Origin of the sequence: Cedecea colo, from assembly GCF_011808225.1 — a bacterium.
In the GTDB taxonomy this organism is placed as follows: Bacteria; Pseudomonadota; Gammaproteobacteria; order Enterobacterales; family Enterobacteriaceae; genus Dryocola; species Dryocola colo.
In genome coordinates this window covers 121,959-139,926 of sequence record NZ_SOYS01000008.1, presented here as the reverse complement: position 1 = coordinate 139,926, position 17,968 = coordinate 121,959, and the positions used below count along the sequence as shown (strand labels likewise).

The 17,968-nt window shown below is 54.3% G+C and carries 17 protein-coding genes; 15 read left to right on the top strand and 2 right to left on the bottom strand.

Annotation, left to right across the window (positions count from 1 at the left end; genetic code table 11):
• Positions 1-172 precede the first annotated feature (172 nt).
• The 13 genes from E2L00_RS16380 to E2L00_RS16320 are packed head-to-tail and all read left to right on the top strand — an operon-like array spanning position 173 to position 11,046.
• Complete coding sequence (locus E2L00_RS16380) at positions 173-451, top strand: BMC domain-containing protein (protein WP_167613514.1); 279 nt, start codon at positions 173-175, stop codon at positions 449-451.
• 16 nt (positions 452-467) lie between these two features.
• Positions 468-752, top strand: coding sequence for a BMC domain-containing protein (locus E2L00_RS16375; protein WP_167613512.1), 285 nt, complete (start codon positions 468-470; stop codon positions 750-752).
• A gap of 11 nt (positions 753-763) precedes the next feature.
• Positions 764-1,042 carry a BMC domain-containing protein gene (locus E2L00_RS16370; RefSeq protein WP_006821085.1) on the top strand — a complete coding sequence of 93 codons (279 nt, stop codon included), beginning with the start codon at positions 764-766 and terminating at the stop codon, positions 1,040-1,042.
• Between the two features lie 53 nt (positions 1,043-1,095).
• Positions 1,096-2,676: an acetaldehyde dehydrogenase (acetylating) gene (locus E2L00_RS16365; protein WP_167613510.1), complete on the top strand. Its 1,581-nt coding sequence runs from the start codon at positions 1,096-1,098 to the stop codon at positions 2,674-2,676.
• A 26-nt stretch (positions 2,677-2,702) separates the two neighbouring features.
• Positions 2,703-2,960, top strand: a complete 258-nt coding sequence (locus tag E2L00_RS16360; RefSeq protein WP_167613508.1) for a EutN/CcmL family microcompartment protein — start codon at positions 2,703-2,705, stop codon at positions 2,958-2,960.
• 15 nt (positions 2,961-2,975) lie between these two features.
• Positions 2,976-4,139 carry a 1-propanol dehydrogenase PduQ gene (locus E2L00_RS16355; RefSeq protein ID WP_167613506.1) on the top strand — a complete coding sequence of 388 codons (1,164 nt, stop codon included), beginning with the start codon at positions 2,976-2,978 and terminating at the stop codon, positions 4,137-4,139.
• 21 nt (positions 4,140-4,160) lie between these two features.
• Positions 4,161-7,550 (top strand): choline trimethylamine-lyase, encoded by a 3,390-nt coding sequence (gene cutC / locus E2L00_RS16350; protein ID WP_167613504.1) that lies wholly within the window; start codon positions 4,161-4,163, stop codon positions 7,548-7,550.
• A 57-nt stretch (positions 7,551-7,607) separates the two neighbouring features.
• On the top strand, positions 7,608-8,552 hold the full coding sequence (gene cutD / locus E2L00_RS16345; RefSeq protein ID WP_201279467.1) for a choline TMA-lyase-activating enzyme: 945 nt from the start codon (positions 7,608-7,610) through the stop codon (positions 8,550-8,552).
• Between the two features lie 12 nt (positions 8,553-8,564).
• Positions 8,565-8,972, top strand: a complete 408-nt coding sequence (locus E2L00_RS16340) for a BMC domain-containing protein (RefSeq protein ID WP_167613500.1) — start codon at positions 8,565-8,567, stop codon at positions 8,970-8,972.
• Positions 8,969-9,589 carry a phosphate propanoyltransferase gene (locus E2L00_RS16335; protein ID WP_167613498.1) on the top strand — a complete coding sequence of 207 codons (621 nt, stop codon included), beginning with the start codon at positions 8,969-8,971 and terminating at the stop codon, positions 9,587-9,589. The genes E2L00_RS16340 and E2L00_RS16335 overlap by 4 nt, the downstream gene beginning before the upstream one ends.
• 12 nt (positions 9,590-9,601) lie before the next feature.
• The gene (locus E2L00_RS16330; protein ID WP_167613496.1) at positions 9,602-10,270 is read left to right on the top strand and encodes a hypothetical protein; all 669 of its coding nucleotides are present in this window, start codon (positions 9,602-9,604) and stop codon (positions 10,268-10,270) included.
• Between the two features lie 18 nt (positions 10,271-10,288).
• Positions 10,289-10,699, top strand: a complete 411-nt coding sequence (locus tag E2L00_RS16325) for a DMT family transporter (RefSeq protein WP_167613494.1) — start codon at positions 10,289-10,291, stop codon at positions 10,697-10,699.
• A gap of 17 nt (positions 10,700-10,716) precedes the next feature.
• Entirely contained in the window at positions 10,717-11,046 is a 330-nt protein-coding gene (locus E2L00_RS16320; RefSeq protein WP_167613492.1) for a DMT family transporter, read from the top strand.
• Positions 11,047-11,257: 211 nt separating this feature from the next.
• On the opposite strand, the gene maeB is transcribed toward E2L00_RS16320, so the two are convergent.
• Entirely contained in the window at positions 11,258-13,537 is a 2,280-nt protein-coding gene (maeB, locus tag E2L00_RS16315) for an NADP-dependent oxaloacetate-decarboxylating malate dehydrogenase (RefSeq protein ID WP_167613490.1), read from the bottom strand.
• A gap of 261 nt (positions 13,538-13,798) precedes the next feature.
• Here maeB and tal point away from each other — a divergent pair, with 261 nt between their 5' ends.
• Positions 13,799-14,749 (top strand): transaldolase, encoded by a 951-nt coding sequence (gene tal / locus E2L00_RS16310; RefSeq protein ID WP_167613488.1) that lies wholly within the window; start codon positions 13,799-13,801, stop codon positions 14,747-14,749.
• Positions 14,750-14,768: 19 nt separating this feature from the next.
• Positions 14,769-16,772 (top strand): transketolase, encoded by a 2,004-nt coding sequence (gene tkt, locus E2L00_RS16305; RefSeq protein ID WP_167613486.1) that lies wholly within the window; start codon positions 14,769-14,771, stop codon positions 16,770-16,772.
• Between the two features lie 96 nt (positions 16,773-16,868).
• Here tkt and E2L00_RS16300 read toward each other — a convergent pair whose 3' ends face one another.
• On the bottom strand, positions 16,869-17,912 hold the full coding sequence (locus tag E2L00_RS16300; RefSeq protein ID WP_167613484.1) for a DUF1176 domain-containing protein: 1,044 nt from the start codon (positions 17,910-17,912) through the stop codon (positions 16,869-16,871).
• Between the last annotated feature and the right edge of the window lie 56 nt (positions 17,913-17,968).

The following is a 17,968-nucleotide window of genomic DNA, read 5'->3' as shown; positions in this document are numbered from 1 at the left end:
AAAGCGCAAAATATCAGAATAAAAAACCAAAAATAAAACGTTTAAGGATTTAAATTCCATTCAATCTCTTCGTATCTATAGTGAACCTGGAACGCCGATGCGGCCCGGCTGAGCCGACGCACAGACGGTTGTTCGTACTCACGGGACCCTGTTTGAGGAGGAGAAAATCACAATGGGTGATGCATTAGGTCTGATAGAAACCAAGGGCCTGGTAGCCTGCATTGAAGCAGCGGATGCGATGTGTAAAGCCGCTAACGTCGAACTGATTGGTTATGAAAACGTCGGCTCCGGCCTGGTCACTGCGATGGTGAAAGGTGACGTCGGCGCGGTGAAAGCCGCCGTAGATTCAGGCGTTGAAGCGGCAAAACGCATTGGCGAAGTCGTCACCTCGCTGGTGATTGCCCGACCGCACAACGACATCAACAAAATCGTCATTAAGCACAAGGCATAAAGCCGGAGGAATACAAATGGGTGATGCATTAGGTCTGATCGAAACCAAAGGGCTGGTGGCCTGTATTGAAGCTGCCGACGCGATGTGTAAAGCCGCTAACGTTGAACTGATTGGTTACGAAAACGTCGGCTCCGGCCTGGTCACCGCGATGGTGAAAGGCGACGTCGGCGCGGTGAAAGCCGCCGTGGACTCCGGCGTGGAATCCGCACAGCGCATCGGTGAAGTCGTGACCTCGCTGGTCATTGCTCGTCCGCATAACGACATTAACAAAATCGTTGCTCAGTACAAAGTTGCTGGCTAACAGGAGAGAACATGAAAGAAGCACTTGGTCTAATCGAAACCAAAGGGCTGGTGGCCTGCATCGAAGCCGCCGATGCGATGTGTAAAGCTGCGAATGTCGAACTGATTGGCTACGAGAACGTCGGTTCCGGCCTGGTCACCGCGATGGTGAAAGGTGACGTCGGCGCCGTAAATGCCGCCGTTGACTCCGGGGTAGAAGCAGCAAAACGAGTAGGGGAAGTCATTACTTCACGCGTCATTGCCCGTCCGCATAACGATATTGAGAAAATTGCGGCGCAGCACAAAGCCTGACGTAACAAAGCACGCCCCGTCTCCACTCTTTTAGTCTGATGAAGGATAGATTCATGATTGAACTGGATAATGATTTGCAATCACGGCAGCACGCCCGGGAGCTGGTTCGCAGCGCTAAACAGGCGCACGCGATTCTGGCCAGCTTCTCGCAGCAGCAAATCGACGCCATCGTCAAAAATGTGGCTCAGGAAGCAGCACACCACGCCGAATCGCTGGCAAAAATGGCCTGCGAAGAAACCGGTTTTGGCAACTGGCAGGATAAGGTTTTGAAGAACCGTTTTGCTTCGCTGCACGTTTATGAGGCCATTAAAGAGATGAAAACCGTCGGTATCATCCATGACGATCCGATAAAAAAAGTGATGGACGTGGGCGTGCCGCTGGGGGTTATCTGCGCGCTGGTGCCCTCAACAAACCCAACCTCAACCATTTTTTATAAAGCGCTCATTGCGCTGAAAGCTGGTAACGCCATTATTTTTTCTCCCCACCCGGGCGCAAAAATGTGCAGCTGGAAAGCGATCGACATAGTTAAACGCGCAGCACAAGCCGCAGGTGCTCCGGCCGGAAGTGTCAGCGGTCTGACCGAGCTGACTCTCGAAGCCACCTCAGAACTTATGCACAGCAAAGAGGTATCGCTGATTCTGGCGACTGGTGGAGAAGGAATGGTACGTGCGGCTTATGCCTCCGGTACGCCAACAATCAGCGGTGGCCCGGGCAATGGCCCTGCTTTTATTGAGCGCAGCGCCAATATACCCCGTGCGGTAAAAGACATTATCGCCAGCAAAACCTTCGATAACGGCGTCATTTGCGCTTCCGAACAGTCGGTCATCGTCGAACGCTGTATTTATGATGAAGTACACCGTGAACTGGAAGCTCAGGGCGTGTATTTCATGCAGGAAGATGAAGCCGCCAAAATAGCCGCTCTTTTAATGCGCCCCAACGGTACGATCAATCCCAAAACCGTAGGTAAAAGCGCGCTCTATCTCAGCCAGGTTGCCGGTTTTCGCGTCCCCGCCAACACGCGAGTGCTAATTGCCGAACAGACCACAGTTTCACACCAGAATCCTTATTCACGAGAAAAACTGTGTCCGGTACTGGGGCTGTATGTGGAAGAGGACTGGAAAGCAGCCTGCAACCGCGTCATGGAACTGCTCACCAACGAAGGATTGGGGCATACGCTGGTGATCCACACCCAAAATCAGGATGTGATCCGCCAGTTCAGCCTCGAAAAGCCCGTCAATCGCATCCTGATCAACACGCCTGCGGCGCTGGGCGGAATTGGCGCTACCACTAATCTCTCTCCTGCCCTGACGCTCGGCTGCGGCGCGGTCGGTGGCGGCTCCAGCTCCGACAATGTCGGCCCCATGAACCTGTTAAACATCCGCAGGGTAGGCTACGGCGTGCGCTCTATAGAAGAACTCCGCACGCCGGGCAGCCAGGCGATTCCTCAGCTCAGGCCTGAACCCGTTGCTTCACCGCAGATCAGCATTCTTGATGACGCGCGCTTTACCTCCGGTGTGACACGGCACTCGGATGACCGGTTCTCACTCACCCCTTCCGCCCCATGCGAAAACGAGATTAACGAGCAAAACGTAGAACGCGTGATACGTCAGGTGCTGGAGCGTCTGGATAAGTAATGCATTGAGAAAAGGCGATAAAAATCATGATTCTCGCAAAGGTAATCGGCCACGTTGTCGCCACGCAAAAATGCGATGAGCTGCGCGGCAGCAATCTGCTGCTGATCGCCGCCCTTGACGATGAACAGCAGCTCATCAAGGACAAAACCTGGGTCGCTGTCGATAGCGTAGGCGCTGGCCTGCACGACATCGTCCTGGTGGAGGTGCGGTTCGCGCTCGGCAAAGGTCTCTATAAAGCCATGTCGGTGGTGGCCATTGTCGAGAACGTGTTTCGGGATCGCTAAGGAGTTAATGACACGATGAGTGAATTTCAGCTACAACCCCGGATCCATTTTGGCCCACAGGCGCTGAATACGCTGTACGACCTGCCCACCAGCAGCGCCCTGCTGGTAACGGACAAAGCGATGGTCAAATTAGGTCTTGCAGCCCGCATCACGCAATCCTGGCAGCAGCGAGGAATCGCGTTTCAGGTTTGGGACGATGTGGTAGCCGATCCGGATATCGCCACCGTTGTCTGCGGCATGAAAATAATGGATGAGCAGCAGCCCGATCTGGTGGTCGCCCTGGGAGGCGGGTCGGTTATCGATGCAGCGAAGGCCGTTATTTACACCCTGGCGCAGGCCAGGCCTGAGCCGATGGCATCCCGCTCTCGCTTTGTCGCAATTCCAACAACCAGCGGTACGGGTTCGGAAGTGACCGCCTTTTCGGTAGTGAAATCCCGCGCCGAAAAGCTGGTCCTGGTAGATCCACTCATGCTGCCAGATATCGCCATTCTGGATCCCTCGCTGGTCACCTCCGTGCCGGCGTCCATCACGGCGGATACCGGAATGGATGTCCTCTGCCACGCTCTGGAAGCATATGTTTCCCTGCGGGCGAGCGACTTTACCGACGCACTGGCGGAAAAAGTCGTCCAGCAGGTTTTCAACTACCTGCCAACCTGCTGGCGCCAGGGAAGCGACCTGCAGGCAAGGGAAAAGATGCACAGCGCATCCTGCATGGCGGGAATGGCGTTCACTAACGCCTCGCTGGGTATCACCCACAGCCTGGCCCACGCGCTGGGCGGCGTCTTTCGCATTCCACACGGCCGGGCGAATGCGCTGCTGATGGCCGACGTCGTGGCATGGAATGCCGACTACTCAGGGCAATGCGATACCCGAGCGGCACGTAAATACGCCCATCTGGCACATCTGCTCACTCTCCCCGCACGGACAACCCGCGAAGGGGTCACCAGCCTGCTGGTTTCCATTCAGACATTAAAAGCGGAAATGGAAATGCCGGTCGGCATTCGTGAATGCGGTATAGACGCCGCTGATTTCGCCAGTAAAACGGCGGAGATGGTCGGCCAGGCGCTTCGCGACAGCTGCACCCCAACGAATCCAGAACAGCCCGACGCTCAGGCGATGGCGAATATCTATCGCCAGGCCTGGGCCGGCCAACGCTACGGTTGCGGGCAGGATCATTAATAAGAACATCAGGAGAACCTCATGGCACACTACAGCCTAACGCCACGCGTCAACGTGCTGGCGGAACGTTTACAGTCGCAAAAAAGTACGTTATGCACAGAGCATGCCGCAGCTTACAGCGCCCTCGATAGCGATATCGCGGGCATTCCAGCCGCCGTCAAACCCGCCCGTCGATATTACGAACTGATGCGCCAGCTTTCTGTCGGCATTTCACTGGACGAGCTGATTGTTGGCAACCAGACAAGCCAGGCTCACGGTGTGATTTTCCACGACGACAACGCTGGCCGGCAGCCGTCGGTGTTCCAGTTTCTGAATCTCAGCGCCGAGCTGGCTTCGCCGAACTATCTGCTCATCGTCGATAAAGGCGCTCTGGCGATAAAAAAACAGCTGGAAGAGAAAATGCGCACGCCTGGCAGCGCCTTGAGCCGCAGCAGAATGGATGAGGTTAACGCCTGTCGCGCCGCCATCTACGCCTGTGACGCTCTGCTGATGCTGGCACAAAAAATGGCCGATCGCCTTGAGACGTTGGCCTCCGAAGAAAGCAATCCCTACCGGCAGGCGGAACTGCGCGACAGCGCAGCTATCCTGCATCACATTCCGGCGCTGCCCGCGAGGAATTTTAAAGAAGCCTGCCAGGCATTTTACCTGTTTCAGCTAGCCCTGCTGCTGGATAATGGCGACTATGCCGTGAATCCCTGTGGGGCGGATAAAGCGCTGCTATCCTGGTATCAGCGTGACATCGATAGTGGGCATTTAACCCCGGATCAAGCCTACGAAATCGTCGAATGCCTGTGGCTGAAGCTGGCGGAGTTAAGTGAAGTTCGCGCGCCGCGTTCACTGCACGGCTACCCGATGTTTGATGCCCTGTTCCACGGTGCCGACCTGAACGACGCCAGCCTTGAAATCAACGCCCTGTCCGGCCTGTTTCTCAACGCCAGACGTAACCTGAGCACGCTGAACCTTTCCGTCTCTCTGTTTCAGGGCGCGCAGCATACCGCTCCGGCAGCGCAAATTGCAGAAGATACGGCGGTGATGCAAGGCTTAACCCCCCGCCTGCAACGTCTGCGCAATCGCTATCTACAGGCGCGCCCGAGCGTAACCATTTACCGGGCGCTGGCGTTCACCGAAGTGGTGAAAAACAACCCGGGATTGCCGACTATTTTACTGCGCGCCAAAGCGTTCCGCCACGCCTGTGAAACCGCACCAATCCTCATCCAGGATGAAGAATTGATCGTCGGCCATCCCTGCGGTAAACCGCGGGCAGGAGCTTTCTCACCGGATATCGCCTGGCGCTGGGTTCGCGATGAGCTGGATACCATGAGCACCCGGCCGCAGGATCCTTTTGTTATCAGCGAAGAAGATAAAAAAACCATTCGCGAAGAGATCGTGCCCTTCTGGGAAGGCCGCTCGCTGGATGAAATTTGCGAAGCGCAGTATCGCGAAGCTGGCGTCTGGTCATTCAGCGGCGAAACCTTCGTTAGCGACCTCTCTTATCATCAGATAAACGGCGGGGGTGACACCTGTCCGGGTTACGATGTGCTGCTGTTTACCAAAGGCATGAACGGTATTAAAGCCGACGCGCAGGCCAACCTTGCCGCGCTAAGCATGGAAAACCCGGACGACATCGATCGTATCTATTTTTACAAGGCGGCGATCGAAACCTGCGAAGGCGTGGTCGGCTATGCGCGCCGTATAGCCGCTCACGCTCGTGAACTGGCGGCAGCAGAAGCTAACGCTGAACGCCGAGCCGAGCTGCTGACCATTGCGGAGGTCAATGAAAACGTCCCGGCCAATCCACCGAAAACGCTGCAGGAAGCCTTACAAAGCGTCTGGACCCTGGAGTCCCTGTTTGAAGTTGAAGAAAACCAGACCGGCCTGTCGCTGGGCCGACTCGACCAGTACTGCTACCCGATGTTCGAAGCCGACATCCGCGAAGGCCGCCTGACGCGCGACGACGCTCTGGAACTTATGCAGGCATTTATTATCAAGTGCGCAGAGCTAATGTGGATGTCCAGCGAGGCGGGAGCGAAATACTTCGCCGGCTATCAGCCTTTTATCAACCTGACCGTCGGGGGCCAAAAGCGCAGCGGCGGCGATGCCTGTAACGATCTGACTTACCTGATTATGGACGCCGTTCGCTTTGTGAAAGTGTATCAGCCGTCTCTGGCCTGCCGCATTCATAACCAGTCTCCTCAGCCGTATATGGAGAAGATTGTTGACGTTGTAAAAGCGGGCATGGGGTTCCCGGCCTGCCATTTCGACGACTCACATATCAAGATGATGCTGCGCAAAGGATTCGATTTTGAGGATGCGCGCGACTATTGCCTGATGGGCTGCGTGGAACCGCAAAAATCCGGACGCATCTACCAATGGACATCAACGGGCTATACACAATGGCCGATCGCCATCGAATTTGTCCTTAATCGCGGCCGGATGGTGCTGTTTGACAGCCACCAGGGAATCGACACCGGCGATCTGCGCGAATTACATACGTTCGACGATTTCGATGCTGCCGTAAAACAGCAGGTTGCCCATATTGTCCGCCTGTCGGCAATTGGCACCGTTATCAGCCAGCGCGTTCACCGCGATGTCGCGCCTAAGCCGCTGATGTCTCTACTGATTGAAGGCTGTATGGCGAGCGGGAAAGATGTCGCCGCGGGCGGTGCGGTAGTCAATCACGGGCCGGGGCTAATCTTCTCAGGCCTTGCGACCTACGTAGATTCGATGGCCGCCATCCGCAGGCTGGTTTATGAAGAGAAGAAATACACGCTTGAGCAGGTTCGCGACGCGATGCTAGCAAATTTCGAGGGATACGATGCCCTGCGCCGCGACTGTCTGAATGCGCCAAAATACGGCAACGATGACAACTCTGTCGATTGTTATGCGCTGGATATCACCGAGTGGACGGAGAAAGAGTGTCGCAAATATAAGATGCTCTACTCCACCCTCAGCCACGGGACGCTGTCCATCTCTAACAATACGCCAATTGGTGAGCTAACAAACGCCACGCCAAACGGTCGGCTGGCGTGGATGCCGCTCTCCGATGGTATCAGCCCAACTCAGGGAGCGGATAAACAAGGCCCAACGGCGATTATCAAATCGGTCAGTAAAATGAACGTTGAAACCATGAACATTGGTATGGTGCACAACTTCAAATTCCTTAAAGGGCTGCTGGATACGCCGGAAGGCCGCCACGGTCTGATTACCCTACTGCGCACGGCATCCATTCTTGGCAATGGTCAAATGCAGTTCAGCTACGTCGACAACGAAGTGCTGAAAAAAGCGCAGCTGGAGCCAGAAAAATATCGCGACCTGATCGTTCGCGTCGCCGGATATAGCGCCTATTTCGTCGAGCTGTGTAAAGAGGTCCAGGATGAAATAATCAGCCGCACGATAATTGAAAAATTCTGATTTCAATAAGGATAAAGAAGAACAAGGACGTTCAACGTTATTCAGGAGGCAAGCTTGATGACGACGCAGGCGTTAAAAGGAAGAATATTTAATATTCAAAAATATTCTATATATGACGGCGACGGCATTCGCACGCTGATCTTTTTCAAAGGCTGCAATATACGTTGTCCATGGTGTGCCAATCCTGAAGGGCTAATGAGCCAGTTTCAGGTCATGTTTTCACATGATAAATGCATCGACTGCGGCGAGTGCGTCAGCGTCTGTCCGACGGGCATCCACGTTATGCGCGAAGAAAATGGCACCCAAAAGCATAGCGTCGATCGCCAAAAAGACTGTATCGGCTGCCGCAGGTGCGAAAACATCTGCACCAGAAACGCCCTGCATATAATGGGGAAAGACGTCACGGTCAGCGAGCTGATGGACATCGTGATGCAGGATTATGACTTCTATATTGCTTCCGGTGGCGGGGTCACTATCGGTGGTGGAGAGATGAGTCTACAAACGGATTTTGCCGTCGCGCTATTCCGCGAATGCAAAAAAATGATGATTAATACCGCGGTTGAAACCCAGGGAACCACTTCGCTTGAAAATTATCAAAAACTCGCCCCGGTTACAGACACTTTTTTGTTTGATATTAAACAAATTAATAGTGAAAGCCATCGTTCGCTATTCGGGATCGGGAATGAGGGTATTCGCCGCAATCTGGAATGGCTGGTGGATTCCGGTGCCAGCGTGATTATCAGAATGCCGTTGGTTCGTGAATATAACGATTCATGGGATGCCATTACCGGTGCCATTGAATATATACAGAAACTGGCGAAGCGCGGAAATATTTCCCGCATCGATATGCTGCCCTACCACCAGTTAGGAAAAAATAAATATCAGCAACTCGACATGCCGTATCCGATGACCACGGATCCGTCTTACAACAACGAGGAATTAGATCGTCTGGAGACCTTTTTCTCGCAATTCGATTTCGATATTCGCTTAGTTCGCCATTAACAGGAGACGACAATGAAAAGTTTGGGCGTCATTGAAACCTACGGCCTCGTCGCCGCTATCCAGGCAGTAGATGCAGCCTGCAAAGCCGCAGACGTGACCTGTACAGGCTATCGCAAGGTAGGAGGCGGACGCGTCAGCGTGTGCTTTGAAGGAGAAATCAGCGCCATCAAAACCGCCATTGAAAGGGGCACAAAAGTAGCTGGCGACGAGCACTCGCTTAGTTCAGTCGTTATTGCCCGCCCGGAACGGAGCGCCGTGGAAAAGCTAACGACATTAAAGGGCCGTTCCACACGGCTGGCGCCAATCGCTGCGCCCGCGCGGGAAGTCGAGACGGAAACGTCTTCCCCCCAGCTGTCCCGGTCGCCCGTTCTGACGGAAGAGGACGATAAGGAAGCGATAAAGAAAGGGAAGAAAAAATGATGGATATTATCCTCCGCGAAAAAGTTGTCGAACAGCTCGGCTTTGCGACAGCGGATATTCCGGTCGGGGTTTCAAACCGTCATGTTCATCTTTCACAGCCCGACGTCGAAGCGCTCTTTGGCGCGGGTTATGCCCTGACGCCGCTTAAGCCACTGCTCCAGCCAGGTCAGTTTGCCGCCGAGGAGTGCGTGACGGTCGTTGGCCCTAAAGGCTCGCTGTCACGCGTGCGGGTTTTGGGACCGACAAGGCTCGTCACTCAGTTAGAAGTGTCCCGCGCCGACTGTTTCACTCTGGGAATCAAAGCTCCCCTGCGGGAATCCGGCGCGCTGGATAATACCGGGGATGCCCTGCTCATCGGGCCTGCGGGCCATGTTGAGCTACGGTCGCAGGTTATTTGTGCCTGGCGGCATATTCATATGTCGCCGCAGGACGCGCGGCGCTATGCGGTAAGCAACGGTCAGAGAGTCCGCGTCAGCTGTAACGGTGAGCGGCGGGTAATTTTTGATGCGGTCATCGTCCGCGTGCGTGACGATTTCGCACTCGAATTTCACATTGATACGGAAGAGGCCAACGCCGCAGGGCTGAGAAATGGTGCTCTGGTGACCCTGCTGCGCTAACGGGAGCTGGCGATGAACGAATATGACATTGAGCGCCTGGTTTTACGGGTATTGCAGCGCCTGCGCAAGCCCATTCTGCTGATCGTTACGCCGCCGCTCGCTTACCAGAAGGAGGTCTTTGCGCGGCTAAGCGCCTGCGGTCAGTATTTTCATATCCTGATTGCCGAGGACGTAGCGGAACGCGAACGCTGGCTCTCGTTGGGAGAACCGCTGTCCGCAGCAGGCGATCTGACGGCTTACGGGGCCGTAGTCGTTCCCTTTTTTGATTATCCACTGGCCGCAGGGTTGATGAACGGCGCGTTACAAAACACCGTTATACAACGGCTTCACGATGCGTTACTTGCCCGGATCCCCACGCTGGCGCTGCGCTACTATAGCGATCCGAGAAGCGAGCTGAATCAAATTCGCGGCTACAACCGTAATCCAGCCTATAGCGCTCATATGCAGTCAACTTTTAATCAGATGAAGGCCTTCGGCGTAACCTTGTGTACCCTCGACGAACTAACTGAACAGCTGGCGAATGGCGTTACGGCGGCTCCCGTTTCAGACAGCGTTCGTCAACGCTATATCACCCTTGAAGAGATCTCTTGCGACCCAACGCTGGCTTGTGCACCCGGCGTGAGGCTAACCGATGCCGCCTGTGATTTTTTAAGAAACCGAAAAAATAACCTTACTTTATGACCTAATCAGGAGTTAATTATGTCTTCAAAAGCAAAATGTTGGCTGTGGATGCTGTTGGTCATCCTGTCGGAAACCTCAGCCACGTCAACGCTAAAAATGTTCGATAACAGCCAGGGGCTAACCAAAACTCTGCTGCTGGTGTTGCTCATCGTCCTCTACTGCGTCTGCTACTACTCGCTATCCCGTGCCGTCAAGGATATCCCCGTCGGACTGGCTTACGCGACGTGGTCCGGCACCGGCATTTTGATGGTTTCCACGCTCGGCATGGTTTTCTACGGACAGCACCCGGATACTGCCGCCATCATTGGTATGGCGATCATCGCCAGCGGCATCGTCATTATGAATTTGTTTTCTAAAATGGGCAGTGAAGAGCCGGAAGAGGCGCTGTCGGCCAGGACATCCACGCTGGATAATAAACCCGCCCAATAACGTTAAAGGAATAACGCATGTTTAATTTCGGATTTTTATGGCTGGCGCTGTCAATTGGTTCGGAAATTACCGGCACGTCGATGATTAAGAAAACCCATGGCTTTAGCAAATTAGGCCCTTCTGTACTGGTTATCTGTGCCTACGCGCTTTGCTATTTCGCTCTGACTCGCGCCATGAGCACCATTCCGGTAGGCGTAGCTTATTCGCTGTGGTGCGGTTTTGGCATTGTTGGCGTGACCCTCAGCTCAATGGTGCTGTATAAGCAGAAACCTGATTTTCCGGCAATTTTCTCAATGCTGCTGATCATTTCCGGCGGGATTGTGATGAACACTTTCTCCGCAATGTAAAAAGCGCGGGGTTTTAACCCCGCGCTCAGACTGATGACAAACTCTCAACCAACGCAGGTTGAACGTATACCACCGAATAAAAAATAAGGAAAATCAAGACGTTGATTTTCGGCTGATAACCACAAAGAAGGAAAAACCACGCTTTTTCCTTCTTTGTCAGCAATCTAAAGCGCGGGCTTTTAAGCCCGCGCTTTATTTTACGTCAGAAGCATTACAACGGAGTAGTCTGCGCCTCAACAACCGCCAGCGCCACCATATTGACGATGCGGCGAACGGAAGCGATCGGCGTTAAGACATGCACCGGTTTCGCAACGCCCATCAGCACCGGCCCAACGGTTACCCCTTCAGAACTGGAGACGCGCAGCAGGTTATAGCTGATGCGCGCGGCTTCCACGTTTGGCATGATCAGGATATTCGCCGAACCTTTCAGCGGGCTGTCCGGCATACGTTCGCTACGGATGCTTTCCACCAGCGCTGCATCGCCGTGCATTTCCCCGTCGATCTCAAGCTCAGGCGCACGCTCGCGGACCATCTCAAGCGTAGCGCGCATTTTGCAAGCGGCTTTTGAGTTGGAGGAACCGTAGTTTGAGTGCGACAGCAGCGCCACTTTCGGCTCAATACCAAAACGACGCACCGTTTCCGCAGCCAGCAGGGTGATTTCCGTCAGCTCTTCCGGGGTTGGATCGTCATTCACATAGGTATCGGCAATAAAGGTGTTACCGCTCGGCAGCAGCAGCGCGTTCATTGCGCCGGCTGCTTTCACCCCGTCACGATAGCCAAACAGCTTTTCTACCACTTCGAAGTGCTCGTGATATTCACCGATGGTGCCGCAAATCATGGCGTCCGCTTCGCCGCGATGCACCATAATCGCGCCAATCACGGTGGTGTTGCTGATAACCGCACGCTGCGCCTGTTCCTGCGTAATGCCGCGGCGCTTCATAATGTTGTAGTACTCGTTCCAGTACTCTTTAAAGCGCGGATCGGATTCGTTGTTGACGATTTCGAAGTCCGTGCCCGCACGCATTTGCAGGCCGAGCTTTTTCAGGCGCATTTCGATAACGGAAGGACGACCAATCAGGATCGGTTTCGCCAGACCCAGGGTGATCAGTTCCTGCGTTGCATGCAACACGCGGGCCTCTTCACCTTCCGCCAGCACAACGCGTTTTGGTTCTTTACGCGCCTGAGAGAAGATAGGCTTCATAAACAGGTTAGTTTTGTAGACGAATTCGGCGAGCTTCTCTTTATAGGCTTCGAAATCCTCAATCGGACGCCTTGCCACGCCGGTATCCATCGCCGCCTTCGCAACCGCTGGCGCAATCTGTACGATCAGGCGCGGGTCGAACGGCTTAGGTATCAGGTATTCCGGGCCAAAAGTCAGCTCCTCTTCACCATAGGCGGAAGCCACCACGTCGCTTTGTTCAGCATGCGCCAGCTCGGCGATAGCGTGAACCGCGGCCAGCTTCATCTCTTCGTTGATTGCCGTCGCCCCTACGTCCAGCGCGCCACGGAAGATGAACGGGAAGCACAGCACGTTGTTTACCTGATTTGGGAAATCAGAACGACCGGTACAGATAATCGCATCCGGGCGCACCTCTTTTGCCAGCGGCGGCAGGATTTCCGGCTCCGGGTTAGCCAGCGCCATAATCAGCGGCGCGCGCGCCATTTTTTTGACCATGTCCTGCGTCAGGACTTTAGGGCCGGAGCAGCCGAGGAAAATATCGGCGCCTTCAATGACATCATCCAGCGTACGTTTGCCGTTATCGTCAACGGCATAGGCAGCTTTGGTTTCCGCCATATTTTCTTCGCGGCCTTTATAGATGACGCCCTTGGAATCGCAAACCACGATGTTGTGTTTCTGCATCCCCAGCGCGACCAGCAGGTTCATACAGGCAATACTTGCCGCACCCGCGCCGGACACCACTAAACGAATATCGGAAATATTTTTCTCAATAACGCGCAGGCCGTTAAGTACCGCAGCGGTACAGATAATCGCGGTGCCGTGCTGGTCATCGTGGAACACGGGAATGTTCATGCGCTCGCGCAGCGTTTTTTCAATGTAGAAGCATTCCGGCGCTTTAATATCTTCCAGGTTGATGCCGCCAAAAGTAGGTTCGAGTGCGGCGATGACGTTAATCAGTTTGTCCGGGTCCTGCTCGTCGATTTCAATGTCAAACACGTCGATACCGGCAAATTTCTTGAACAATACGCCCTTTCCTTCCATGACCGGCTTGCCGGCCAGCGCGCCGATATTACCAAGCCCCAGCACGGCTGTACCGTTAGAAACTACGCCGACCAGGTTGCCGCGCGCGGTGTACTTATAGGCCGCCAGCGGATCTTTTTCGATTTCAAGACAAGGTGCCGCAACGCCCGGCGAATAGGCCAGTGCCAAATCACGCTGGGTGGCGAGCGGTTTGGTTGGCGAAACCTGAATTTTTCCGGGGATGGGGAATTCGTGAAAATCGAGGGCACTTTGCTTCAGTTGTTCATCCATTTCTTCGTTCCTTTCTTACTCATTATCAACGGGTAGCTAAGGTTACGTAGTATCACGCCTGTGAGCTCACTAAACTTTGAACGTAACCATACTATCAACATCCGACGGCAATTTTGTTAGAGAGTTATAGTAACTATGTTATTCGTCATTAACAGCAACCCGCAGGCCGTCTGCTATGCTTTTTAGTTATACATTTAATGGATTTCCCTCGTGAGCGACATGGAACGCTCCATAAAGACATTGTATTTCAAGGAGATAGTTATGAACCAGCTAGAAGGCATGAAACAATTCACCACCGTGGTTGCCGACAGTGGCGACATTGAGTCAATCCGCCACTACCAGCCGATGGATGCCACCACCAATCCATCCTTGTTACTGAAAGCCGCAGGATTAGAACATTATCAAGCACTTATAAAGGATGCGCTGGCCTATGGCAAAAAGCGCGGCGGTACTCAGGAAGCACAGGTTGCCGAAGCCTGCGATAAACTGGCCGTTAATTTCGGTGCAGAAATTCTGAAAAGCATACCCGGCCGCGTCTCGACAGAAGTAGACGCCCGCCTCTCTTTCGATAAAGAAAAAAGCATCGCCAAAGCGCGCCGTCTGGTTGAACTTTATACCGAACAGGGCATTGATAAGTCGCGCATTCTGATCAAACTGGCTTCCACCTGGGAAGGCATCCGCGCTGCGGAAGAACTGCAAAAAGAGGGCATCGACTGCAACCTGACGCTGCTGTTCTCCTTCGCCCAGGCTCGCGCCTGCGCCGAAGCGGGCGTGTACCTCATTTCACCGTTCGTTGGGCGAATTTATGACTGGTATCAGGCCCGCAAGCCGATGGATCCGTACGTGGTAGATGAAGATCCGGGCGTTAAATCCGTGCGCAATATCTATGATTACTTTAAGCAGCACAATTACAGCACCGTGGTGATGGGAGCGAGTTTCCGTCGTACCGAGCAGATCCTGGCCCTTGCGGGCTGCGACCGTTTGACCATTGCGCCAAATCTCCTGCAGCAACTGCAGGAAAGTGAAGAGCCGGTGATGCGTAAGCTGGTGCCAACTTCGCAGGGTTTCCGTCGGCCTGAGCCTTTGAGCGAAGCGGAATTCCGTTGGGAACATAACCAGGATCCGATGGCCGTTGAAAAGCTGGCCGACGGTATTCGCCAGTTCGCCGTCGATCAACGCCAGCTGGAAAATTTACTCGCAGCCAAACTTTAACAACACACTGGAGTGAAACATGTCATCTCGTAAAGAGCTTGCCAATGCCATTCGTGCCCTGAGCATGGACGCGGTACAAAAAGCAAATTCGGGCCACCCCGGCGCGCCAATGGGAATGGCAGATATCGCTGAAGTGTTATGGAACGACTTTTTTAAGCACAATCCCACCAACCCAGCCTGGGCTGACCGGGATCGCTTTATCCTGTCAAACGGACACGCCTCAATGCTGCTGTACAGCTTGCTGCATCTGAGCGGATATGACCTGCCAATGGAAGAGTTAAAAAACTTCCGCCAGCTCCATTCCAAAACGCCTGGCCACCCGGAACTGGGCTACACGCCGGGCGTGGAAACCACCACCGGGCCGCTTGGCCAGGGTTTAGCTAACGCGGTAGGGCTTGCCATTGCCGAACGCACGCTGGGCGCGCAGTTCAACCGCCCGGACCATAACATTGTCGATCACTACACCTACGTGTTTATGGGCGACGGCTGCCTGATGGAGGGCATCTCCCACGAAGTCTGTTCGCTGGCGGGTACGTTAGGCCTCGGCAAACTCATCGGCTTTTACGATCACAACGGCATTTCTATTGACGGTGAAACCGAAGGCTGGTTTACCGACGACACGGCAAAACGTTTTGAGGCATACCACTGGCACGTGGTGCATGAGATAGATGGCCACGACCCGGAAGCGCTGAAAAAAGCGATTCAGGAAGCGCAAAGCGTAAAAGACAAACCGTCGCTGATTATCTGCCGCACCGTCATTGGTTTTGGCTCGCCGAATAAAGCGGGCAAAGAAGAGGCGCACGGCGCGGCGCTTGGTGAAGAAGAAGTAGCGCTGGCGCGTAAACAGCTCGGCTGGAAATATCCCGCCTTTGAGATCCCAAAAGAGATTTATCAGGCCTGGGATGCCAAAGACGAAGGTGAAAAAGCCGAAGCGGCCTGGAAAGATAAGTTCTCCGCCTATGCGAAAGCCCATCCTGAACTGGCGGCAGAGTTTAATCGCCGTATGCATGGCGAAATGCCAGAAAACTGGCAGGAAACCACGCAAAAGCTGATTGAAGAGTTGCAGGCCAACCCGGCAAAAATCGCCACGCGTAAGGCTTCACAAAATACGCTTAACCGCATCGGGCCAATATTGCCTGAATTGCTTGGCGGTTCGGCTGACCTTGCGCCAAGCAACCTGACAATCTGGTCTGGTTCCAGACCCATCAAGGAAGACCTTGCCGGCAACTACATTCACTACGGCGTGCGTGAGTTCGGCATGACGGCAATCGCCAACGGCATCGCGCACCACGGCGGATTTGTGCCTTATACCGCAACGTTCCTGATGTTCGTGGAGTACGCCCGTAACGCGGCACGAATGGCGGCCTTGATGAAAGCCCGGCAGATCATGGTCTACACCCATGATTCAATCGGGCTGGGCGAAGACGGACCGACGCACCAGGCGGTTGAGCAGCTTGCCAGCCTGCGCCTGACGCCAAACTTCAGCACCTGGCGCCCCTGCGATCAGGTGGAAGCTGCGGTGGCATGGAAAGCGGCTATCGAGCGCCACACCGGCCCGACGGCGCTTATCCTGTCTCGTCAAAACCTGGCGCAAATGGAGCGTAGCCCGGAACAGCTTAAAGCGATAAGCCGCGGAGGATACATTCTGAAGCAGTGCGATGGCACGCCGGATATCATCCTGATTGCCACCGGTTCAGAGATGGAAATTACCGTACAGGCCGCGGATAAGCTCACCTCTGAAGGCCACAAGGTGCGGGTCGTTTCTCTGCCATCTACTGATGTGTTCGATGCCCAGGATGAAGCGTACCGGGAAGCCGTATTGCCTTCTGATATCGCCGCACGCGTGGCGGTGGAAGCGGGTATTGCGGATTACTGGTACAAATACGTCGGCCTGAAAGGCGCTATCGTCGGCATGACCGGCTACGGCGAGTCCGCTCCGGCCGATAAGCTGTTCCCGTACTTTGGTTTCACCGCTAAAAATGTGGTGGAGAAGGCAAAGAAAGTGTTGGGTAAAAAAGCCTGACAACAGCGGCGGATGGCGCCTGCGCTTATCCGCCCTACTTTTCATGGTCTTTGTGGGCCGGATAAGCGCAAACGCTAGCCAACATATTTCAAAAAGCTACTTAGTCACCCATAAAGTCGGCCAGGCACCGCTGCCGTGCCAGCCGTCGCAGGTTGGTTCTTCGGCATAGCGCACCAGACGAAAGCGCTGGCCGTCGAAGCGCCAGCGGCTGGAAACGCCGCAATCCCCCAGACCGCGCCCTTTGGCAAGGGTCGTCAGCTCTTTATTCGTTTCGTCATAGCCTGCGTTCATCAATTCTAAATCAGTGTTGCCGCTGGCTGGCGTAAACGGCAGTCTCAGGCGAATTTGCCGGGAAGCGAACGGCTTGCGGCGAGAGACGAGCCAGGCAAGATCTACGACGTTGTAAGCACCGGCCTCGCAGCTCACCAGCATCAGGGCCTTATCATCGCTGACAGCAAAAATGCGCACTTCGCGGCGCATCGGATCGAGCGAACACTGGCTGTTGTTCATTCGCCAGCTACCGTAATCCAGCAAAGCGTTAAGTTCATCCTGAGCGAAGGGCGTTGGGGTGGGATTGGTGATCGCAATTTCTTTAAGGGCGGGGGCTGGCGGCACGCTGAGCGGCGGATCGTCCCCTTTTTTAATCCACGCCGTTTCGCTGCCCACGCGTTTTTGCTGGCTATCAATAAACAGCAGGGCCGCTTTTAAGCCGATAAGCGAAATGGTTCCCTGCCCGTCCGCTAGCGTAATAGCCGTGGCGTTACCGATTTTATCCAGCAGGGTATTAATGGCGTTAGCATCGCCGGTAATCAGATGGTGCGGCGTCTCCCGCCACTTTTTTTTATCCAGTTCCAGCGGTTCGCCATCAAACTGCAATCGCGGGGCAATGGGCGGCGCCTTGGTTTCCACCGTCTCCAGATTACCCAAATCGATGCGCAGATTGACATCCGTATGCGCTCCTGCGCTGCGGGTAAGCGTCATTACCAGCCCCTGATGTAAGCCGGTATTACGCGTGGAGCAGAAGTTCTGGTTGTTGCAGGTAACCTGCCAGTCTGAAAAGGATTCTTGTGCCGGGGCAGCGATTGCCGTGCTCGCCAGAAGCAGACTTAAAAGAAAAAGCGATTTCATCCGGTAATACATTAGCGGCACATATCCTGAGAAGACGAAGAGAAAAAAACGTACTGATTTTGGCGATA